We start from the raw sequence: 21,436 nt of genomic DNA on the forward strand, positions 1-21,436 counted from the left end.
CTCGATCGGGTCGCCCCGTGGTGGTGGGAGGGTTCCTGCGGACGTCCGCTAGACGCCGACCCGACGGCCGGTGAGCCGTTCGGCACGACGATCGGAGTTCTCCAGCGCGCGCCGCTCGCGCTCGCGACGCAGAACGGTGATGCCGATCAGAACCTGCTCGGGCGGCGCCGAGGGCAGCGGTGAGACGAACGGGCTCGCCTCGGTGAGCAGATCCTGGGCGACGCGTGCCCGCGCCGCCGGGATCATGCGCGGGGCACTCTGCAGGAACTGGGAGATCCGGCGTGCGAGACGGTCGGGCAACCGTGCGACGTCGGCGATCTGCGCCCAGCCTGCCAGCGGTGAGGGAAGGCCGGGGACGTGCGAGCTCAGAGCGGGTGTGCGCACGCGCTGACTGTAGGTCCCGGCGACGAGGTCGCCCAGACGTTGCGATCGCGCGGTGAACGCGCCCGTGAGCACGGCGATCCCGCCGAAGGTCATGTAGATCTCGAGGACGCCGAGCAGCCCGCGGATGAACGCGTGACGGAAACCCGCGGCGCCGCCGTCCATGCGCACGATCCGTCCACCGACCGCGAGCTTGCCGAGGCTGCGTCCCTTCAACGCGACCTCCATCGTGATCGGGAGCACGACGAAGCTCACCACGAACGCCGAGACCACGGCGATGCGATCCGTCGTCTCATCGAGCACCCCCGCGTCCAGCAGCCAGATGCGCAGGAAGATCCACAGGATGAAGACGGCGTAGCCGAGGAGCATGTCGATCGCGGCGCCGAGCGCTCGCAGCAGGAACCCGACGGGCTGCACGTCGAGCGCGACGGCCTCGCCGGACAGGACCTCGTCGGAGACGTCGATCGGGACGGACATGAGTACAGTAAATCAGGTGGATGCCGATGCGCTGACAGATGCACGCCGCGCCGAATGGGAGCGGCTCGACCAGCTCAGTCGCGCCCGTCTCGACGGCGACGGGGTCGATGAGCTCATCGTCCGGTATCGGGCGGCCTCCGCCGATCTCGCCGAACTGAAGACGTCCGTCGGCGACTCGCCGCAGGGCGCGTACCTGTCGACGATCCTGGTCCGCGCCCGGCTGCGACTCACCGGCGCATCCGACAGCATCCTCACCCAGACGAGCCGCTTCTTCCGGTGGCAGCTGCCCGCGGCCCTGTACCGCTTGCGTTGGACGACGCTGGTCATCGCGATCTCGTTCATCGCGGTCGCCGTCGGCACCGCCGCATGGATCGCGAGCGACCCCGCGATCGTGGCCACCCTGGGGCCGCCTGCGGCCCTCGCGCAGTATGCGGAGGAGAGTTTCACGGGCTACTACACGGAGAACCCGGCAGCGGCGTTCATGGGCATGGTCTGGACGAACAACGCCTGGATCGCCATGCAGTGCGTGCTCTTCGGCGTCACGGGGATCTGGCCGGTGTACGTGCTGGTGCAGAACGCGATGGGTCTCGGCACGACCGGGGCGATCATGGCCGTCCACGACAAAGCCGACCTCATGGTGCTGTACATCCTTCCGCACGGGATGCTCGAGATGACCTGCATCTTCGTCGCGGCCGCCGCCGGGCTGCACGTCTTCTGGGCATGGGTCGCCCCAGGGCACCGTACGCGTGGGCAGGCGCTCGCCGAGCAGGGAAGGGCGCTGGCGACCGTCGCGATGGGTCTGGTCTTCGCGCTGTTCCTCGCCGGGCTCGTCGAGGGATTCGTGACGGGCTGGGCACTGCCCTGGCCGGTGAAGATCGGGATCGGTGCGGCCGCGCTCGCCGTGTTCCTCATCTACATGCTGGTGATCGGCGGGCGGGCGCATCGCGCGGGTGAGACCGGCGACCTCGTCGAATACGAAGCGGGCACCCCGCGCCTGGTCGTCGGCTGACGCGATCGGTTCGGCGTCAGAGTCGACCGGCGGCCTTCAGCTCGAGGTAGCGGTCGGCGATCCGCGGTGGGAGGTCTTCCGGGTCGGCGGCGATCGCTTCGCCCCCGGCCCTGCGGATCGCGTCGGCGACGTTCTCGGCGTCGCGGAGAGTCCGCTCGGCGGCCGCGGCGAGATACACGTCCTCGCGGGAATCACGACGGCGCGCGAGAGCGGAGATGCCGTCGTCGGTCACGGATCCGACGAGGACCGTGGTCGCACGTGAGGCGTTCGGGAAGGCGCCGAGGAAGCCACGGGCCGATTCGACCGCGTCCTGCGCCGTCAGGGCCACGATCAGCGAGGGACGCGTCGTGAGCGAGCGCACGGCGGCGAATGCGCCGTGCCAGTCCGTGTCGACGAGCCGCGCGTGCACGGGAGCCATGGCGTCGGTCAGAGCCGGAAGCAACGCGGCGCCGTCGACCCCGGTGACCCGCCCGCGGACGACCCTGTCGTACATCAGCAGGTGCACGTGATCACCGGCACGCGAGGCGAGTGCCGCCAGCAGCAGTGCCGCCTCGAGCGCGGCGTCCACGCGCGTACCGTCGCCGACACGAGCTGCCGCTGTACGTCCGGTGTCGATGATGATCACCACATGACGGTCCCGTTCCGGTCGCCAGGTTCGCAGCATCGTCGTTCCTGCGCGGGCGGTCGCCCGCCAGTCGATCGAGCGCACGTCGTCCCCGCGCACGTACTCGCGCAACGAATCGAACTCGGTGCCCTGACCGCGCACCTGGATGCTCGTGTTGCCATCCAGCTCGCGCAGCCGAGCCAGGCGGGACGGAAGGTGCTTGCGCGAGGAGAAGGCAGGGAGCACGCGGATCGCTCCGCGTACGGAATGCCGTGCCTGCCTGCCCGCGATGCCGAGTGGTCCGCGGGAGCGGATCATCACGAACTCGCTGGCCAGCTCCCCACGACGGCGGGGGAGGAGCGGAACGGCGACACGGCCGCGCTCACCCGGCGGGACGACAAGGTGCTGCCGGTCCGACGGTGCCCCTGCCGTCGGCTGCCATGCGTCGCGAAGCAGGGCGTGCAGTGGCTTGGTGCCGTGGTTGTGCACGGCCACGCTCACCGGGACCGGCTCCCCGATGCGCACGCGCGCGGGCACTCTGCGACTCACCGTCACCGATCGGGGGCTCGCGGCGAGCGCGACGTCGACGGCGACGAGCAGCGCGCACAGGCCGATCCAGGCGCCGAGGACCGCGTACGCCGGATAGCCCGCGAGTCCGGCGATGACGAGCGGGACGACGCCCACGGCGAGGGCGACGGCGAGGCGGCCGGTGACGAACACCTAGATCGGCACCCGGGTCTGCTGCACCACGGAGGTGAGCACCGCGTCGGCAGACACGCCTTCCATCTGCGCGTCGGGTCGCAACTGGAGGCGGTGGCGCCACACGGGCACCAGCATCGTCTGCACGTGGTCGGGGGTCACCGCGGAGGAGGCGTTGAGCCACGCCCACGCCTTCGCCGCCGCGAGCAGACCGGTCGATGCGCGCGGGCTGGCACCGAGTTCGACCGACGGAGACTGGCGGGTCGCCCCCGCGAGGGCGACGACGTAGCCGAGCACGTCGTCCGTGACCTCGACGGCGGCGGCCGCCTGCTGGGCTGCGCGGATCTCGTCGGCGGTGACCACCGCCTCTACACCGGTCAGCTCGCGCGGCGAGAAGCCCTCCGCGTGTCGACGCAGCACCGAGACCTCCGCGTCGCGTTCGGGCATGCCGACGACGAGCTTCATCAGGAAGCGGTCCAGCTGCGCCTCGGGCAGCGAGTAGGTGCCCTCGTGTTCGATCGGGTTCTGCGTCGCGGCGACGAGGAACGGATCGGGCAGGGGGCGACTGACGCCGTCAGCCGACACCTGGCGCTCCTCCATGGCTTCCAGGAGTGCGGCCTGGGTCTTCGGCGGCGTGCGGTTGATCTCGTCCGCGAGCAGGATGTTCGTGAACACCGGTCCGGCGCGGAAGTCGAATTCGCCGGTGCGCGCGTCGTACACGAGCGAGCCGGTGACATCGCCCGGCATCAGGTCGGGAGTGAACTGGACGCGTTTGGTGTCGAGGCCGAGCGCTCGTGCGAAAGAGCGGACGACCAGCGTCTTCGCGACGCCCGGCACACCCTCGAGGAGCACATGGCCTCGGGCGAGCAGCGACACGAGCAGCCCGGTGACGGTGCCGGCCTGGCCGACCACCGCCTTGTCGACCTCGGTGCGCACCCGGTGCATGGCCTGGCGCAGTGCGGCGTCGTCGGTGGGATGGTTCTCAACGGTCACGTGTTTCCCTCTGCTTCTCGGGGATGGGTGGTCGGTTCTGATCGGTCGACGTGCGTGCTGTCGTCCACTGCGGTCGCGAGCTCGTCGAGGCGTCTGGCGAGGTCGACCAGAGCGGCGTCGTTCTCGGGGAGCGGCCCGGCGAGCAGCGCCTGGAGCGTGCCCCGGGGAATCCGCAGTCGATCAGAGGCCGCATCCGCGACCTCGTCTGCGCCTGCGTGGACGGCGAGTCCGAGCCGTCGAGCCAGTCGTCGCTGGGTTCCGTCGCGGAGCGCCTGCCCGGCGTGCGGTGCATCCGCGGCTCTGGCCGTGAGACGCGCACGTCCGTGCATCGTCTCCGACGCGCGCACGGTGACCGGCAGCGTCTCGGCGACCAGGGGACCGAACCGCTGACCGCGCCAGATCGCGGTGGCGATCCCCGCGATGATCAGCAGCAGGATCGCAGGTGTGACCCAGGGAGGCGTGAGACTGCCGAGGGTGTCGACCGGCTCGGCCTCGATGTCCGAGTCCGCGAAGCTGGGGACGTACCAGACGACGCGATCGGTCTGGCCGAGCAGCGCCAACCCGAGGGCGGCGTTGCCGTTCTCGGCGAGATAGGCGTTGCCGAAGAGCCTGGTGCCCTCCACCACCACGCGTTCGGGCGTGGAACGGCGGTCCACGAGGACGGCGGCGCCCTCGGCATCGCCGAAGCAGGCCTGCACGCCGTCCGCCGGGGTGAACAGGCGGTCGGCGCGGATGGTCCCGACCCTCGCGAACTCGGCGACGTCGCAGTCGGGGGCCGCCGCCGGCAGTGTTCCCGTGGCGTTCTCTCCGATGCCGAGCTCGTTCAGCAGGTGCGTGCCCGTCGAGAGGAACACGACGCGCCCCGCCGGAGCGGTGAGCGTCTCCAGGGCTTCGTCGGTCAGGGTGTACGGGTTGGCCATCACGAGTGTCGTGTCTTCGTCGATCGCTGTGAGCGCCTCGGCCCGCGAGCGGCGCACGTCGACCTCGACGCCCTGATCGCGCAGGATGTCCGCGAGCGCGAGGGCGCCGCCGTCGTCTCGGGCTTCGGGGTCGAGAGCACCGCGCGCGCCGGGGGCGGTCACGGCGACACGCAGCCCGACCATGGCGACGATCAGGACCAGGACGGCGACGATCGTCCATCCGATGATCGTCTTGGCCCGGCTCGGGCGGCGTTCAGCCGTGAAAGGGGCAGCCGGGGAGGAGGCGGCGTGGTCAGGCTCGATCACGGTCATGCCGGCACCGCCTCGGGGCGGCGTGCGCGGATCCGATCATCGATGTCGACGAGGTCCCGATAGGTCTCGGCGTTCGCCGCGTGCCCGAGGTAGCGGACGTCGTCGAAGGAGGAGGCCGCTCGACGCATGGCGGCTGCCTCGTCGACGAACACCGTGCTCGCCTCGCGGGCGATCGACTGCGCCGTCGCGCCCGGCGCCGGATCGATCAGATCGCGCTCCCGCAGGCTGCGCGCGATCGCCCGGTACCGGAGGATCGTCGCGGCGTCCCAGTCTCGTTCGCGGGCGGCCCGCTCGGCGTCCGATCTCAGCTGCGCCGCACTGCGGTCGTCGGCCGCTCCGAGGAGGTCCCCCTGTGCCCGCCTGACGGCGCGAGAGCTGCGCGGTCTGCCCCAGATGATGAGAGCGGCGACCAGCGCGGCCGCGATGATGACGATGACGATGATGAGGGCGGACGGCCCGATGCCCGCCCCGTTGCCGGAGCTGAACAGGTCGGCGAGGAAACGGCCGATGTCGCGCGCCAGGAGATCGAACCACGTGGGCTTCGCGTCGGCGTAGCGAGGGTTGGAGAGCTCTTCCTCCGCCCAGCGTCGGGCTTCGTCCCCGTCGGGGACGAACAGGTCGTCGAACGGTCGGATCATGCGGTGCCGTCTGCGCCGGGCGCGGCCCACCCGCCGTCATCGGGTGCTGCTTCCGCTGAGGGCACGCTCGGCATGGTGGATGTTCCCGATGCGGCGGTCTGCGCGGGAGGCGGCGGTGGCGGGAACGCGACGGCAGGCGGTGTCACGGGCGCCGCCGCCGGATACGGCATCGAAGGCTGCGCCGGCTGGCCCTGTGCGGGGTACGGCTGTGCGGGATATGCCTGAGGCGCTCCAGGCTCTCCGAACGTCGGCTGTGCGCCGTACGGCGGATACCCGTAGCCCTGCGACATCATGACGTGCTCCGGCACCTGGCGGGGCGGCGGTGCAGAGGTGACGGCCCGCGACGGATCGACGCGGAACGGATCGTCCTGCTGCTCGTCGGTCCAGCCGAGGTCTCGGCGCTCCACGTATGCGATCAAGGTCTGGTCCAGACCCTCGTAGCGCATCCGGCAGTCGAGGTAGACGAGCGCCGACCCGGTGCTCTGGACCACGAGGGTGATCGCCTGGATGACGAGGAGCAGGATCTGCGGGGCGATCAAGGTCACGACGAAGGCGACCACCGCACTCGGGTCCTGTGCTCCTGTGGGCGCGACGACCGAGCCGAGGAGAGAGCCGAGCAGCGTGGCGGGGACGCTGACGACCTGGGCCGCGATGCCCATGATCGCGCTGATGAGGAAGGTCACACCGAATGCGACCCAGAAGCGCCCGCGGGTGAGCCTCCAGGAGCGGACGAAAGCGTCTCGGAAACGTGCACGCTCGAGGACCAGGATCGACGGTACGAGCAGCAGCTTCGTGGTGAGCCACACCGCCAGCGGGATGCAGGCGAGGACGATGACGATCACCACGAGCACGACGACGCCGACCATCTCGGCGCTCCCGCCCATGCCGCCGGCGATGAAGGCCGCGATGATGACGGCAGCGATGATGAAGATGCCGAACACGGCCGCGACGGAGAGGGAAGCGAAGCCGGCGAGTCGCCAGAACGCCGGGGCCATCCGGCGCCACAGCATCCGCAGCGTCGCCTTCACTCCGATCGCGGCATAGCCGATCTCCGCGGCGACGACGCCTTGCATCATCGCCGTGAAGGCGATCGAGGCGACACCCACGGCGAGCCCGGCGATCAGGTTCACCGCGATGGTCCCCGCCATCACCGCTTCGAAGTCCGGAGAAGAGGGAGAGACGGTCTCCAGGCGGCTGAACGTCGTGAAGAAGACGACGCCCATGACCACGGCCGTGACGACCACCACGACGAGCTGGATGACCACGGCGAAGCCGAAGAGCACCTTCGGGTTGTGCCGAAGCGCGGCGAAGGCCTTTCCCAGCAGCATTCCGAACGAGAGCGGATGAAGGGGGATGATGCCCTTCTTCGGGGCAGGCGTCCACGTCTGTCCGGTCACAGGCACTCCCTCTCCATCGTGCGCTCCCATCGTGTCATATCCCTCGCGCGGCGCGTCATATCCCGCACACGGTGCGCAGACCTGGGATCGCTGGGACTCGGTGCCATAAGGTAACTCTTATGACCTCACGTATTCTCGTGGTCGACGACGACACCGCGCTCGCCGAGATGATCGGGATCGTGCTGCGGACCGAAGGCTTCGAGCCGGTCTTCTGCGCGGACGGTGCGCGCGCCGTCGACGAGTGGCGAGCGCAGCGACCCGACCTCGTGCTGCTCGACCTCATGCTCCCCGGCATGGACGGGATCGAGATCTGCACCCGCATCCGTGCCGAGTCCGGCGTGCCGATCATCATGCTCACCGCGCGCAGCGACACCGCCGACGTCGTCCGCGGGCTCGAGGTGGGCGCCGACGACTACATGGTCAAGCCTTTCAACCCGAAGGAACTGGTCGCCCGCATCCGCACCCGGCTTCGTCCCACGCCGCAGGCCACGAGCGAGCAGCTCCGCGTCGGCGACCTCACCGTCGACGTCGATGCGCACGAGGTCCGTCGGGGGACGGCTCCGATCGCGCTCACGCCGTTGGAGTTCCAGCTTCTCGTCGCACTCGCGTCGAAGCCCCAGCAGGTGTTCTCCCGGGAGATGCTCCTGGAGCAGGTGTGGGGCTACCACTACAAGGCCGACACCCGACTGGTGAACGTGCATGTGCAGCGCCTGCGCGCGAAGGTGGAGCTCGACCCCGACAACCCGAAGATCGTCATGACGGTGCGCGGCGTGGGCTACCGCGCCGGGAGCGTCGGCTAGGAGCACGATGGCCGCGACGACAGCGACCACCGCGACGGTCGCTGTCCTGCGCGACTGGCGAGGTTGGCCGACGATGCTCGGCATCCTGTGGCGCCGCTCCTTGCGGTTCCGCACGCTCTCGATCACCCTGCTCGCGACCTCCCTGGCGATCTTCATCACGTGTGTGACGATGGCACTCGTCATCCAGAACGATCTCTTCATCTCCCGCAAGGACGTCGCCCTCGAGGACTCCCGCCGCGCGGTCGATCAGGCGCAGGGGATCCTGGACGTGGCCGAGGTGGGGGACGACTCCGCAGCCCTCACCGAACTGTGGAACAGCGTCCAGTCGAATCTCACCCGCACGTCGAGCACCGATCAGCTCGCCGGCTTCAAGATCGACAATGCGAACGGCGTCCGACTGAACGGCTTCGAGGCCGGGCTGAGCAGGAGCCTGCTGAGCCCGGAGCTCCAGGCGCGCGTCGTGGAGTTCGACGACCGCCAGGCCTGGCAGTCGGTGGCTCTGCCCTCCCCGGACGGGGGAGAGGTTCCCGGAATCATCGTCGGGCAGCAGCTCCAGGTGCCGGAAGCCGGCGCGTTCGCGATCTACTTCGCCTACGACCTCGGCGACGCGGACCAGACCCTGGTGTTCGTGCAGCGGACGCTGTGGATCGCGGGGATCGGTCTCGTGGCGATCGTCGCCGCGATCTCATGGATCGTCCTCCGCGCCGTTTCGACCCCGATCGTGCAGGCTGCGGAGACCAGCGCGCGGCTGGCGGCGGGGGATCTCGGCGTGCGCCTCGAAGTACACGGAGAGGACGAACTCGCCACTCTCGGACGGTCGTTCAACGCGATGGCCGACAGCATCGAGTCGCAGATCAAGGAACTCGGCGAGCTGTCGATGGTGCAGCAGCGGTTCGTGTCGGACGTGTCGCATGAGCTGCGGACTCCGCTGACCACCATCCGTCTCGCCGCGGACATGCTCAACGACCAGCGTGAGGAGTTCGACCCCACCACCGCCCGCACGGCCGAGCTGCTGCACGCCCAGGTGCAGCGCTTCGAGACCTTGCTGTCGGATCTGCTCGAGATCAGCCGTTACGACGCGGGATCGGTGCAGCTCGAGTTGGAAGCGACAAGTCTCACCCACCTGGCCGAGGACATCATCGAGCAGATGCGTCCGTTGGCCGAGGGGCACGGCACCGAGCTGCGGCTGGTGGCACCGGGCGGCTACTCGCCCGTCGACATGGATCCGCGTCGGGTGCGCCGGGTGCTGCGCAACCTGATCGGCAACGCGATCGAGCACGGCGAGGGACGCCCGGTGGTCGTCACGGTCGACAGCAACCAGCACGCGGTCGCCGCCGGGGTGCGGGATTTCGGCCTGGGCATGGAGCCGGCCGATGCGGAGCGTGTCTTCGATCGCTTCTGGCGCGCCGACCCTTCGCGTCAGCGCACGATCGGGGGGACGGGACTCGGGCTGTCGATCGCCCTGGGAGATGCGACCCTGCACGGCGGTACCCTCGACGTCTGGTCCGAACTCGGCGTCGGGACGAACTTCGTGCTCACGATTCCCCGACACGGTGGAGTCCTGGACGGTCCGAGCCCGATCCCGATCGAACCCCAGGAGCCCTTCGCGGAGCTCGGCGACGCGACCCAGCCGATCTCGCTGACGGACGCGCCCGCCGGCATGTTCGATGAGGAGGACTGGTCGTGACCGAGCGGAGACCGAATCGGCGGCTGCGAGGCCTCGCGCTGATACTCGTCGCAGCGCTGCTTCCCGCATGCGCGGGGTTGCCGACGAGTGGTGACGTCGCGGTCGGCCTCAAGCTGGGGGAGTCCCCGCAGGACGTCGACATCCTCCCCGTGGCCTCCGGCCCGATCACCGGTGCGGGACCCGAGGAGATCGTCGAGGGCTTCCTCGAGGCCGGTATCACGACGACCGACAACTGGGACACCGCGCGCGACTTCCTCGCGCCTTCGTTGCAGCGCAGCTGGAGCCCGTCGGCAGGGGTGTCGATCGACATCGGAACGGACACCAGAACCGTCACCTCTTCGGTCCCCGACGATGAGGTGGAGAGTGCGGACACCGCAGAGGTCCAGGTCACGCTCGACCTGGTCGCGAGTGTCGATGACGCCGGGGAGTACTCCGAGGCCCTCGGATCGTCCAACGTGGCATTCACGCTGCAGCGGATGGAGAACGGCGAATGGCGCATCACGCAGGCGCCGGACGGCGTGGTGATCGATGAGACGCGATTCACCAAGGTGTTCGAAGGGTATCCGTTGCAGTACTTCGACCTCGGCTGGTCGAGGCTGGTGCCCGACATGCGCTGGTTCCCGCGGCGCCAGAGCCCCGCGACGACGGTGACACGGGCGCTCATCGGCGGCGAGCCCAGCGAGTGGTTGGACCCCGCAGTGCAGAACGCTTTCCCCGCCGACGTGCAGTTGGCGCAGGACGCGGTTCCCATCGTCGGTCAGATCGCGGATGTCGCGCTCACCCGGCCCGCCTCGGGCCTCGATGCCGCCACGCTCTCCCGGATGCGCACCCAGCTCCAGGCGACCCTCCGCGCTGCCGGCGTCGCGGTGACCGAGGTCCGGTTCACGGTGGACGGCCGCAACCTCGAGGCCGGGGTGGCGGATGTCGTCCCCCCGTCGGCCACGACGGGCACTCTCGTGCTGCAGAACGGCGCGTTCGGGCGGATCGTCGGCGATGAGATCTCGCCCATCCCCGGTATCAGCTCGGAGATCAGCGCCGTCACGCAGCCGATCGTCTCCATAGACGTCGCCGCCGATGACTCCCGCGCCGCCGTGCAGCTCGCCGATCAGCACGTGTATCTGATCGGCGAAGGCAGTCTCGACGAGCTGGACGCCCGCCCTGGTCTCATCAAGCCCTCACTCGATCCGTACGGCTACACCTGGTCGGTCCCCGCGGGAGCACCGGCGGCGGTGCAGGCGGCGGGAAGCGATGCCGTCGGGCATCAGATCGCGAAGGCATGGCCGAGCGCATCGGCGATCTCTCATCTGCGGGTATCGGCAGACGGCGCCAGGGTGGCGGCCGTGGTGACCGTCGGCAAGCAGATGTGGGTGGTCGTCGCGGCGGTCGTCCGTGACGCCGCCGGCATCCCGATCGAGCTCGGCGAGTTCACGCAGCTGACCCAGCTCTCCGAGCCGGCGATGGGATTGGTGTGGCTGGGGGCCGATCGTGTGGGTGTGCTCGCCGACCAGAGCAGCCCGCGTCTCCTCACCCAGGTGGTCGGCGGTCCGGGGTCGGCGGAGGCCGCACCGAGCAACGCCGTCTCGATCGCCGGCGCACGCACCGCATCCGGGGTGAGGATCCTCGGTTCCAACGGCGAGCTGTTCGCGCACGCGGGGTCGGCCTGGCGCGAGGTCGCCTCCGACGTCTCCGTGCTCGCGACACGCGTGGGTGAATGACCTTCCCTGCACGGAGGGGACCTGCCTTCAGCTCATTCGCGCAACGGGGATGATCGGCAGCTCCGGCGGAGGTCGAGGGCGCAGGATCTTCGGATGTGGAAGACAAGGGGGCCCCGCGGCGTCGGTGCCGAGATCGCCGCATTCCTCCTCGCTGCCACGTGTGCCGGATGCGATGAGCCGGCCACGCTCCTGTGCGGGCGGTGTGAAGCGGCACTCCGGCCCGCCCTGCAGCTCGGGCAGACTCCTGGAGGCATTCCGGTCCGAACCGCCCTCGTGTTCGATGGGGTGGCTGCGCGCTGCATCCGCCGTCTGAAGGGAGAGGGGGAGACGCTTCTCGCCCGCCCCCTCGGCGCCGCCCTGGCGGCGGTGCTCGAGCCTGTGGTCACGCCGAGCACGTGGGTCGTGCCGGTCCCGACCAGGAGAAGCGCGTTTCGGCGTCGCGGATACCGCGTGCCCGAGCTCTTGATCCGTCGCGCGCACGCAGAGCCTCACCGGTTGCTCTCGATTGCGGACCATACCGCCGATCAGCGCGGCCTCGGTGCACGCGCACGAGAGTCCAACGTGCATGGTGCGATGCAGGCACGCCGGTCAGGTGGGGGCGCAGAGGCGGTCATCGTCGACGACGTCGTCACCACGGGCGCGACCCTCGACGAAGCGGCACGCGCACTGGGATCGACCGGCTTCCGCGTCGTGGCGGCGGTCGCGCTCGCCGCCACGCCGCGTCGTGGCGGATTCTGATGAACCTCATCGGGAATGCACCGGCGACACAGCGGAATGATCCCGTGACATCCGTCGGCGGGCGGACTACGGTGGGGGGACACAAGGCGACCACGGTCCGCCCTTGGCCGGGAGGACCGGGACAAGGAGGCAGCAATGGAAACAAGCATCGTTGGCGTCGGAGTGGGTATCACCGATCGCTTCCGAACCGTTGTCGAAGAGAAGATCGCCAAGATCCAGATGCTCGCGTCTCGCGCGCAACGGCTGGACGTGAAAGTCACCCATCGCGTGTATCGCAACGGTCATGTCCCGGATGAGACCGTCGAGCTGACCTTGATCGGCAAGGGTCCGGTCGTCCGCGCAGAGGCGACGGATGGAGACAAGTTCGTGGCCCTCGACCTCGCGGTCGACAAGATGTCGGAGCAGCTGCGTCGCGCGAAGGAGAAGCGAGTCGACGGACGACAGCACCCGCGCGGCGCGCATTTCGAGAAGGAGAGCGGAGCGCTCGAGGGCATCGACGTCCAGCCGGCATCGGCCGACATCCTCCACGCGGTCGCGACCGGCAGCGTGCCGGTGCAGCAGACCGAAGAAGACGACTATTCGCCCGTCGTCATCCGCACGAAGAGCTTCGACGCCGAATGGATGACCGTCGAAGAGGCGGTCGACAGGATGGAGCTGGTCGGACACGACTTCTTCCTCTTCGTCGACGTCCGCACCGACCACCCGAGCGTCGTCTATCGACGCAAGGGCTGGGACTACGGTGTCATCGCGTTGAGCACTCAGGCTCCGCCGTCCGAGGCGCTCGCCTCCTGATCTGAATCGCAGAACGGCCCGATCCCGTGAGGGACCGGGCCGTTTCTGTGTCGAGGGATGCGGCGGAGACTGAATGTCAGTCGAAGATGCCGTCCAGCAGACTGCCGATCACGAGGCCACCGAGGATGCCCGAGGCGAGATCGCCGCCGCCACCGCCGCGCCGTCCGCCGCCGCCCCAGCCGCCACCGCCGCCCCAGTTCTGATCCTGGGGACGCGAGGAATCGATGTCGCGCTGCGCGAGCTGCAGCGCTTCGGAGGCCAGGTGCGCGACGCGACGCGCCTGGACGAGCGCCGCTTCGCGAGTGTCCTCGGCGGGGAGGAGGTCGGACAGATCGACGCGAAGGCGCTCCGCCTCGGCGAGGCGGGTGCGGGCGTCGGCACCGATCCAGCCGCGGTGTCCGGAGATGAGGCCGCGCGCCACCCCCAGCTGCCGGTCGGCATCGTCGATCGCGTGCTGCACCTGAGCGATGCTCGGGAGAGGGTTCTCGGCGCGGTGACGGGCCTGAGCGATCGCCTGGTCGAGGGCCGAGTTCGCGTCGCGCAGCTGGGACAGCTCGGCAAACGGATCGTTGGGCTGTCCGGAGGGCGTCAGCGCGCCCAGCGCGGCCTGGAGTGCGGCGACCGCCTGGGCGACGGCAGGCACGTTCGGGGCTGTCCGCGCCGCGATGAGATCGCCGCGGGAGTCGGCGACCACCTCGGCCAGGGTGGATTCGGCGCGCAGGGCCTCGATCTCGAAGTCCTCCACCGCATCGAGCAGGGCAGACGCACGGCGGGTGGCTTCCGTCGCCGTCTCGAGGGCGACGTTGGCCTCCTCGTTCTGCTTCGCCGCGCGACGGCGTTCCGACACGTCGGCGCTGTGCGTAGCGAAGCTGATGAGCTGCTCCGCCTCCGCCGCGCTGGCGGTGATCTGGTGCATGGCGGAATCGGCGTACCGGGCCGAGAGACGGGAGACGGCTTCGTTGGTCTGGGGGATGCGGGCGCTGAGCGCGGCTGCCTCGGCCCGCACCTGCGCGATGATCTCCGGGGCGCGTCGCACCTTGGCGACCGACTCGGCGAGGACGGAGGTCTTCTCGTCGAGCAGGTCCTGCGCCCAGTCGCAGAGCTGGAGGATGCGCGCGTTGCGCGTACGCAGCTCCTCGTCGGTGTCCGGGATCTCGTCGTGGTTCAGCTGGTGGAGCTGGAACGCTTCGCGCAAGTGGGTGCGCACCGCAGCGAGTGCCGTGCGCAGATCAGCGGTGAGCGACTCGCCGAGCTCGGCTTCCGCGAAGGAGAGCTCGTCGGAGGTCGTGCGGATCCGCTCGTCGGCGCTGACCAGGGCCTGCTCAGCACGTCGAGCCAGATCGGCATCCTGTGCGGCGAGTTCTTCCTGTTCGCGTTTGCGTCTGCCCCAAAATCCAGCCATGACCCGATCCTAGTTTCCCCGGGCACAGGGATGGCTGAGCATCCGCTCGGGGCGAACGGCGATCCCGTGTCCGTCTTGGCGTGCGGAGCGCGCCTGTGACGTGGGTCAGAGTGCCGGGAGGGCGTCGGACATCGCCGACACGGTCTTCGCGGGTCGCCCGCGCTTGGGGCGATCGGCGGTGAGCTCGAGCGCCATCGCATGGCGGGGATGCCCGCTGAGGCGCTGAGCGGTGTGATCGAGCCAGCGCACCTCGGCCTCCGCGGCGAAGATCATGGAGTCGGTCAGGAGGGCCCACGCGAGTCCTTCGGGATCGTCGGCGTCGCCCCGTGCTCGGCGCTCCTGCCGAAGAGCTTCCAGCTGTCGCAGGGAGGTCGATCGCTGGGCGAGGATCGCTGCAGTCGCATCGACGCCCGGAAGAGTCGCCGCGACCGCGAGCTTGATCGCGAGTTCGTCCCGGGTGCCCTGGGGGCGCACGACGGGGGAGGAGAGCCACTCGTCGACGTCGGCGATCCCGGCATCCGTGATCCGCCAGTACACGTGTCCGCGATCGTCGGCCTCGCCGCGCGACACCAGGCCGTCACGTTCGAGGCGCTCGAGGGTGTTGTAGATCTGTCCGACGTTCAACGGCCAGACCGATCCGGTGCGGCGATCGAATTCGTGGCGGAGCTGGTATCCGTAGCAGGGCCCCTGCGCGAGGATGGCGAGCAGACTCTGGCGTACTGACATCGTTCGTCCCCCGTGACCGTTCTTTGGAATGCGATACCGAGTATATGGTTGCCGGGCAACCCGACGATCCGACGCGCGGGACCGCCATGCAGGCGACGTGCAGGTCACAGCCCGGTAACATGGCGAAGTATGCCTGGCGTCGGGTTCACCGATGACCGGCGATTTACCCACTGACAGGGAGATGACATCCGTGGCCAATCCTCTTGAGAAGCTGCTGCGTGCGGGCGAAGGGCGGGTCATCCGCCGCCTGAATCAGGTCGTCAAGGCAGTGGGGGCGCTGGAAGAGGACATCTCCAAGCTCACCGACGACGAGCTGCGCAACGAGACCACGGAGCTGCGTGCTCGCTTCGAGAAGGGCGAGACGCTCGACCAGCTGATGCCCGAGGCGTTCGCCGCGGTGCGCGAGGCCGCCAAGCGCACGCTCGGAATGCGCGCGTACGACGTGCAGATCATGGGCGGCGCCGCCCTCCATCTCGGCAACATCGCCGAGATGAAGACCGGTGAGGGCAAGACGCTGGTCGCCACGCTCCCGGCCTACCTGAACGCGATCGCCGGCAAGGGCGTCCACGTCATCACGGTCAACGACTTCCTCGCCAGCTATCAGGCCGAGCTCATGGGGCGCGTGTTCCGCGCGCTCGGGATGACCACCGGCATCATCGTCTCCGGTCAGACTCCCGCGGTGCGCCGCGAGCAGTACGCCGCTGACATCACCTACGGCACGAACAACGAGTTCGGCTTCGACTACCTGCGCGACAACATGGCGTGGCGCAAGGAAGACCTCGTGCAGCGCGAGCACTTCTTCGCCATCGTCGACGAGGTCGACTCGATCCTCATCGACGAGGCGCGCACGCCGCTCATCATCTCGGGTCCGTCGTCGGGCGAGGCCAACCGCTGGTTCGCCGAGTTCGCGAAGATCGCCCGCACGCTCGAAGTCGGCGAGGACTACGAGGTCGACGAGAAGAAGCGCACCGTCGGCGTGCTCGAGCCCGGTATCGAGAAGGTCGAGGACTACCTCGGCATCGACAACCTCTACGAGTCCGCGAACACCCCGCTGATCTCCTTCCTCAACAACTCGATCAAGGCGCTGGCCCTGTTCAAGAAGGACACCGACTACGTCGTCATGAACGACGAGGTCATGATCGTCGACGAGCACACCGGCCGAATCCTGGTCGGTCGTCGCTACAACGAGGGCATCCACCAGGCCATCGAGGCCAAGGAGGGCGTGCCGGTCAAGGCCGAGAACCAGACCCTCGCCACCGTCACCCTGCAGAACTACTTCCGCCTGTACGACAAGCTCGCCGGCATGACCGGTACGGCCGAGACCGAGGCCGCCGAGTTCATGTCCACGTACAAGCTCGGTGTCATCCCGATCCCGACGAACCGTCCGATGATCCGCAAGGACCAGTCCGACCTCGTCTACAAGAACGAGACGGCGAAGTTCGCACAGGTCGTCGAGGACATCGCCGAGCGTCACGCATCCGGTCAGCCGGTGCTGGTGGGAACGGTGAGCGTCGAGAAGAGCGAATACCTGTCGCGCCTGCTCGCGAAGAAGGGCGTCAAGCACGAGGTCCTCAACGCGAAGAACCACGCACGCGAGGCCGAGATCGTCGCTCGGGCCGGTCGCCTGGGAGCCGTCACCGTCGCCACGAACATGGCCGGACGAGGAACCGACATCATGCTCGGTGGTAACGCCGAGTTCCTCGCCGTCCAGGAGCTCAAGGGCAAGGGCCTCGACCCCGTGGAGACGCCCGAGGAGTACGAGGTCGCGTGGGATGAGACCTACGAGGCGATGAAGGCCGTCGTCGCGGAGGAGGCCGAGAAGGTCATCGAGGCCGGCGGCCTCTACGTGCTCGGCACCGAGCGTCACGAGTCCCGCCGCATCGACAACCAGCTCCGTGGCCGTTCCGGACGTCAGGGCGACCCCGGTGAGAGCCGCTTCTACCTGAGCCTCACCGACGACCTGATGCGTCTGTTCCAGTCGGGGGCGGCCGAGGCGATCCTCGCCCGCACGAACTTCCCGGACGACGTGCCGATCGAGTCGGGGCTCGTGTCCCGTGCGATCCGCAGCGCGCAGTCGCAGGTCGAATCCCGCAACGCGGAGATGCGCAAGAACGTCCTCAAGTACGACGACGTCCTGAACCGCCAGCGCGAAGCCATCTACGCCGACCGCCGACACATCCTCCAGGGCGATGACATCGCCGACCGGGTGCAGCACTTCATCGAAGACGCCATCAGCGGCGTCGTGAAGGATCACACCGGGGAAGGTCACAATGAGAGCTGGGACTTCGATGCTCTCTGGACCGAGCTCAAGACCCTTTACCCCGTCGGCGTGACGATCGATGAGGTGGTGGCCGAGGCCGCCGACCGCAAGGGCGGAATCGATGCCGATGGACTCACCCGTGAGCTGCTCTCCGACGCCAAGATCGCGTATGAGGCGCGCGAGGAGTCGCTCGGCGAAGCCGCCACACGTGAACTCGAGCGTCGTGTCGTGCTCCAGGTGCTCGACCGCCGCTGGCGCGACCACCTCTACGAGATGGACTACCTCAAGGACGGCATCGGCCTGCGTGCGATGGCTCAGCGCGACCCGCTCATCGAGTACCAGCGCGAGGGCTACGCGATGTTCCAGTCGATGATGGGGCAGATCAAGGAGGAGTCGGTCGGCTACCTCTACAACCTCGAGGTCGAGGTGCGTCGTGCCGGTGACTCGCAGACCGCAGAGGTCGAGGCGAAGGGCCTCGCCACGGACGGCGGCGAGCAGCGACTCGAGTACTCCGCCGCGAACGATGCGGGAGAGGTCGAGGTGCGCAACGACCGCGGTCAGGTCCAGCAGGCGGCCACCGATCGCGTACGCCAGGCGGCGGCTCGCGCGCAGGCACCGCAGACCGAGCCGGAGGAAGCGCCGCGCGGGGCTTTCGGTCAGCGCACCGATGCAGAGGCGCCCGCTGCCGGGAACCGCGAGCAGCGTCGCGCCCAGGGCAAGAAGAAGAAGTAGCGTCAGCGCAAGGAGGGCCAGTCCGCGTGGATTGGCCCTCCTTTCGTCGCTGTAGGCTTGGCCGATGACCCCAACGCGCAACTTCGACCAGTCGTCGAAGCTCAAGAACGTCCTGTACGAGATTCGCGGAAACGCCCTCGTCGAGGCGGCGCGGTTGGAAGCCGAGGGACACAAGATCCTCAAGCTGAACACGGGCAATCCGGCGATCTTCGGTTTCGACGCTCCGCATCAGATCGTGCGCGACATGCTCGCGGCGCTGCCGACGGCGCACGGCTACAGCGACAGCAAGGGCATCATCTCCGCCCGGCGTGCTGTCGTGAGCCGCTATGAGGAGATCGAGGGCTTCCCTCGATTCGACCCCGATGACGTGTATCTCGGCAACGGTGTCTCCGAGCTCATCACGATGACCATGCAGGCGCTGCTGGATGAGGGCGACGAAGTGCTCATCCCGGCGCCGGACTACCCGCTCTGGACGGCGATGACCAGCCTCGCCGGCGGGACGCCCGTGCACTACCTCTGCGACGAGGATGACGAGTGGCAGCCGGACCTCGAGGACATCCGCTCGAAGATCACGCCACGCACCAAGGCGCTCGTCATCATCAACCCGAACAACCCCACGGGCGTCGTGTACTCCCGTCAGATCCTCGAGGGGCTGGTGCAGATCGCCCGCGAGCACCAGCTGTTACTGCTGTCGGACGAGATCTATGACCGCATCCTGTTCGACGGCGCCGTGCACATCCCGACGGCGACCCTTGCTCCCGATCTGCTGTGCCTGACCTTCAACGGCCTGTCCAAGACGTATCGGGTGGCGGGATACCGGTCCGGATGGATGGTCATCACGGGACCGCAGGACCACGCCAAGGGCTTCCTGGAGGGAATCACGCTCTTGGCGTCCACGCGACTCTGCCCGAACGTCCCGGCCCAACACGCCGTGCAGGCGGCGCTCTCCGGAGTGCAGTCGATCGAGGCGCTGATCGCTCCGACCGGCCGCCTGCACGAGCAGCGCGACATCGCATGGGAGGGGCTCGAGTCGATCCCCGGCGTCTCCTGCGTCAAGCCGCAGGGGGCCCTGTATGCGTTCCCGCGGCTCGACCCGAATGTGCACGAGATCAGGGATGACGCACGGCTCGTGTACGACCTGCTGGTCTCGGAGCACATCCTGCTGGTCCAGGGTACCGGCTTCAACTGGGCGACCCCGGACCACCTCCGGCTCGTCACGCTCCCCGAACCCCGAGTGCTGAGCGAAGCCGTCGAACGACTGGGGAACTTCCTCTCGAGCTACCGGCAGTAGCGGTCTCCGCCTCGGCGGGACAGAGCGTCGTCGCCAGTCGTCTCACGGCGGCAGCGAAGGGCGAGCGAGGAGCCACATCGGTCATGGGGCGCGCATGCAGCAGCGCCGCGTCGGCCGCGCGCTGGTCGAACGGCAGGAAGGCGACGTCGGTGATGCCCGCGAACCGCTCGAGCGTGCGCCGTACCTGCCCTCGCGCATCGATCCCGAGGGGCCCCGGTCGCACCCGATTGACCACGACGACCACGGGAGTGCGTGCGGCGATGCGTCGCAGCTCGGCATGGTCGCGCACGAATCTGCTGATTCCGAGCGGATCGGCCGAGGCGACCGCGATGATCAGATCAGCCTCTTCCAATGTCGCCGAGGTCGCCGCGTGACGACGCGGCCCCGCGAGATCGTACGTGACCTCGTCGTCGGCATCGAAGGCGTCGGACACGTCCACGACGGTGTCCTCGATCCACTCGCGGCAGGCGGCGAACGTCGCTCTGAGGCGCGTCGCAGAGAGCTCCGGCCAACGGCTGGGACGGTTGATGCCGGGCAGCACCTCGATGTCCCCTCCGCCCGTGGAGACCGTGGTGGCGAGTCTGGTCAGTTCGGCGGAGTCGAGAGCCCCGCGCTCCGCCCGCCGGCACGCGGCGGCCACACCCGGTGAGTCGTCACCGAGCCCGAGCAGGAGAGCGAGAGCCGGAGCGACGGTATCGGCGTCGACCAGAGCGGTCCTGCGTCCGGTGCGGGCGAGCTCCGCCGCCAGCTGGATAGCCAGCGTGGATCGCCCCGGGGCGCCATGCGGACCCCAGACGGCGATGACGCGGTGGGGGAGGATGGACGGCGGCCGCGGCGCCGCATCCGCCTCTGTCGCCAACGTCGCTGCGACCTCCCATCCCGCGGCGTCGGCGCGCAGGGCCGCGGACAGTCCGAGACGGCCCAGCAAGCGGCTGTCCGCTCCGCCGAGAGCCAGGATGCGTACACCGGCTCGATCGCACGTGGAGATCAGTTCTGGGGTCAGCACCGCGCGCGTGGCGGGGACGATGACGGCTTCGGTGCCGGGAGGGATCTCGACGCCCGGGCCGGGCGCGACGATCGAGACCACCTCGATGCCTTCCAGCCCGAGTTCCGCGGCCAGCACGCTCGCGCGGGGCTCGGGAACCGCCACGACGACGGCCGTCACGATCCGGACCCGACCGGCACGACCGAGAGGGCGGCCCCACCGGTGATCGCGGCGAGCACGTCGGCCACATCGGCGCGGTCGATCACGACTTCGAGCTGGCTTCCGGTATCGGCGAGCACGCCCTCCTGGTCGAGCACGTCGTGCACGATCACGTCGGCGACGAGGATGCGCGGGACATCGTGGGATCGGCCCTCGTCGAGGGGCGGCGCCTGCCAGATCTCCACAACCGTGCCCGCCTCGACTCCTTCCGGGATCCCGGTGCTGCTCTGGATCACGACGGTCGTGGAACGGCTGCTGTCGGCGTCGGTGAGGGCTGACGTCGGAACGAGCTCGCCGCTCTGCAGAGTGCGCGCCGCCACGCTGCCGGGCCGGACGTCATCGGGCCCGAGATAGTCGTCGGCCAACGAGCCCAGACCGACGTCGACGACCTGGAAGTCGGAGGAGGTCAGCTCCTCTCCCTGCGTGATCGTCCGCGTGGTCTGGAGGGCCGGTACTGCATGGTCTGACGCCGACACGATCAGCCAGACGCCTGCGATGGAGAGCGCTACCAGTGCGATGCCCACGAGGAAGCGGACGTCGCCCCAGAACGCACGTCGAGGAGGAGGGAGGGATGCCATGCCGATATCGTCACAGAAACGACGTCGATGGTCCGTGAGTTATCCACAGGAGGCGATCGGACCGGAATTCTGGCTCTCCGT

Annotated in this window: 18 protein-coding genes; 8 read left to right on the forward strand and 10 right to left on the reverse strand. The window is 68.9% G+C overall.

Features of this window, described 5'->3' with window-relative positions; all coding sequences use genetic code 11:
* Positions 1-48: 48 nt before the first annotated feature.
* The gene (locus B2869_RS09125) at positions 49-858 is read right to left on the reverse strand and encodes an RDD family protein (protein ID WP_292765367.1); all 810 of its coding nucleotides are present in this window, start codon (positions 856-858) and stop codon (positions 49-51) included.
* Between the two features lie 16 nt (positions 859-874).
* On the opposite strand from B2869_RS09125, the gene B2869_RS09130 reads away from it, so the two are divergent.
* Positions 875-1,867: a stage II sporulation protein M gene (locus tag B2869_RS09130; RefSeq protein ID WP_021199838.1), complete on the forward strand. Its 993-nt coding sequence runs from the start codon at positions 875-877 to the stop codon at positions 1,865-1,867.
* A 16-nt stretch (positions 1,868-1,883) separates the two neighbouring features.
* On the opposite strand, the gene B2869_RS09135 is transcribed toward B2869_RS09130, so the two are convergent.
* Genes B2869_RS09135 through B2869_RS09155 form a run of 5 tightly spaced genes read right to left on the reverse strand, consistent with a single transcriptional unit; the run spans position 1,884 to position 7,430 of the window.
* On the reverse strand, positions 1,884-3,191 hold the full coding sequence (locus tag B2869_RS09135) for a DUF58 domain-containing protein (protein ID WP_292765371.1): 1,308 nt from the start codon (positions 3,189-3,191) through the stop codon (positions 1,884-1,886).
* Positions 3,192-4,115 (reverse strand): AAA family ATPase, encoded by a 924-nt coding sequence (locus B2869_RS09140; RefSeq protein WP_292765475.1) that lies wholly within the window; start codon positions 4,113-4,115, stop codon positions 3,192-3,194.
* 44 nt (positions 4,116-4,159) lie between these two features.
* On the reverse strand, positions 4,160-5,395 hold the full coding sequence (locus B2869_RS09145; RefSeq protein ID WP_292765374.1) for a DUF4350 domain-containing protein: 1,236 nt from the start codon (positions 5,393-5,395) through the stop codon (positions 4,160-4,162).
* Positions 5,392-6,033, reverse strand: coding sequence for a DUF4129 domain-containing protein (locus tag B2869_RS09150; protein WP_292765377.1), 642 nt, complete (start codon positions 6,031-6,033; stop codon positions 5,392-5,394). Before B2869_RS09150 ends, B2869_RS09145 begins: the two co-directional genes overlap by 4 nt.
* Entirely contained in the window at positions 6,030-7,430 is a 1,401-nt protein-coding gene (locus tag B2869_RS09155) for a hypothetical protein (RefSeq protein WP_292765380.1), read from the reverse strand. Before B2869_RS09155 ends, B2869_RS09150 begins: the two co-directional genes overlap by 4 nt.
* Before the next feature lie 119 nt (positions 7,431-7,549).
* Between B2869_RS09155 and mtrA the strand changes: the two genes are divergently transcribed.
* From mtrA to hpf, 5 genes are all read left to right on the forward strand, one after another.
* Entirely contained in the window at positions 7,550-8,230 is a 681-nt protein-coding gene (gene mtrA, locus B2869_RS09160; RefSeq protein ID WP_021199844.1) for an MtrAB system response regulator MtrA, read from the forward strand.
* Between the two features lie 7 nt (positions 8,231-8,237).
* Positions 8,238-9,917: an MtrAB system histidine kinase MtrB gene (mtrB, locus tag B2869_RS09165; RefSeq protein ID WP_021199845.1), complete on the forward strand. Its 1,680-nt coding sequence runs from the start codon at positions 8,238-8,240 to the stop codon at positions 9,915-9,917.
* Positions 9,914-11,632: an LpqB family beta-propeller domain-containing protein gene (locus B2869_RS09170; protein WP_292765384.1), complete on the forward strand. Its 1,719-nt coding sequence runs from the start codon at positions 9,914-9,916 to the stop codon at positions 11,630-11,632. The genes mtrB and B2869_RS09170 overlap by 4 nt, the downstream gene beginning before the upstream one ends.
* A gap of 93 nt (positions 11,633-11,725) precedes the next feature.
* Positions 11,726-12,370, forward strand: coding sequence for a ComF family protein (locus tag B2869_RS09175; protein ID WP_029258250.1), 645 nt, complete (start codon positions 11,726-11,728; stop codon positions 12,368-12,370).
* 135 nt (positions 12,371-12,505) lie between these two features.
* Complete coding sequence (gene hpf / locus B2869_RS09180) at positions 12,506-13,162, forward strand: ribosome hibernation-promoting factor, HPF/YfiA family (RefSeq protein WP_029258249.1); 657 nt, start codon at positions 12,506-12,508, stop codon at positions 13,160-13,162.
* A gap of 76 nt (positions 13,163-13,238) precedes the next feature.
* Here the strand turns inward: hpf and B2869_RS09185 are convergent, their stop codons facing one another.
* Together B2869_RS09185 and B2869_RS09190 are read right to left on the reverse strand one after the other, a co-directional pair.
* Positions 13,239-14,564 carry a hypothetical protein gene (locus B2869_RS09185; protein ID WP_029258248.1) on the reverse strand — a complete coding sequence of 442 codons (1,326 nt, stop codon included), beginning with the start codon at positions 14,562-14,564 and terminating at the stop codon, positions 13,239-13,241.
* 105 nt (positions 14,565-14,669) lie between these two features.
* Positions 14,670-15,290 (reverse strand): PadR family transcriptional regulator, encoded by a 621-nt coding sequence (locus tag B2869_RS09190; protein WP_292765392.1) that lies wholly within the window; start codon positions 15,288-15,290, stop codon positions 14,670-14,672.
* Between the two features lie 190 nt (positions 15,291-15,480).
* Between B2869_RS09190 and secA the strand changes: the two genes are divergently transcribed.
* Complete coding sequence (gene secA / locus B2869_RS09195) at positions 15,481-18,282, forward strand: preprotein translocase subunit SecA (protein WP_029258246.1); 2,802 nt, start codon at positions 15,481-15,483, stop codon at positions 18,280-18,282.
* 64 nt (positions 18,283-18,346) lie between these two features.
* Positions 18,347-19,573, forward strand: coding sequence for a pyridoxal phosphate-dependent aminotransferase (locus tag B2869_RS09200; protein WP_021199852.1), 1,227 nt, complete (start codon positions 18,347-18,349; stop codon positions 19,571-19,573).
* Here B2869_RS09200 and B2869_RS09205 read toward each other — a convergent pair.
* Positions 19,497-20,738 (reverse strand): AAA family ATPase, encoded by a 1,242-nt coding sequence (locus tag B2869_RS09205; protein ID WP_292765399.1) that lies wholly within the window; start codon positions 20,736-20,738, stop codon positions 19,497-19,499. The two genes, B2869_RS09200 and B2869_RS09205, sit on opposite strands and share 77 nt — an antisense overlap.
* Complete coding sequence (locus B2869_RS09210; RefSeq protein WP_292765402.1) at positions 20,735-21,355, reverse strand: SAF domain-containing protein; 621 nt, start codon at positions 21,353-21,355, stop codon at positions 20,735-20,737. Before B2869_RS09210 ends, B2869_RS09205 begins: the two co-directional genes overlap by 4 nt.
* Between the last annotated feature and the right edge of the window lie 81 nt (positions 21,356-21,436).

The sequence above is a fragment of the Microbacterium sp. UBA3486 genome, from assembly GCF_002377845.1.
Taxonomy (GTDB): Bacteria; Actinomycetota; Actinomycetes; order Actinomycetales; family Microbacteriaceae; genus Microbacterium; species Microbacterium maritypicum_A.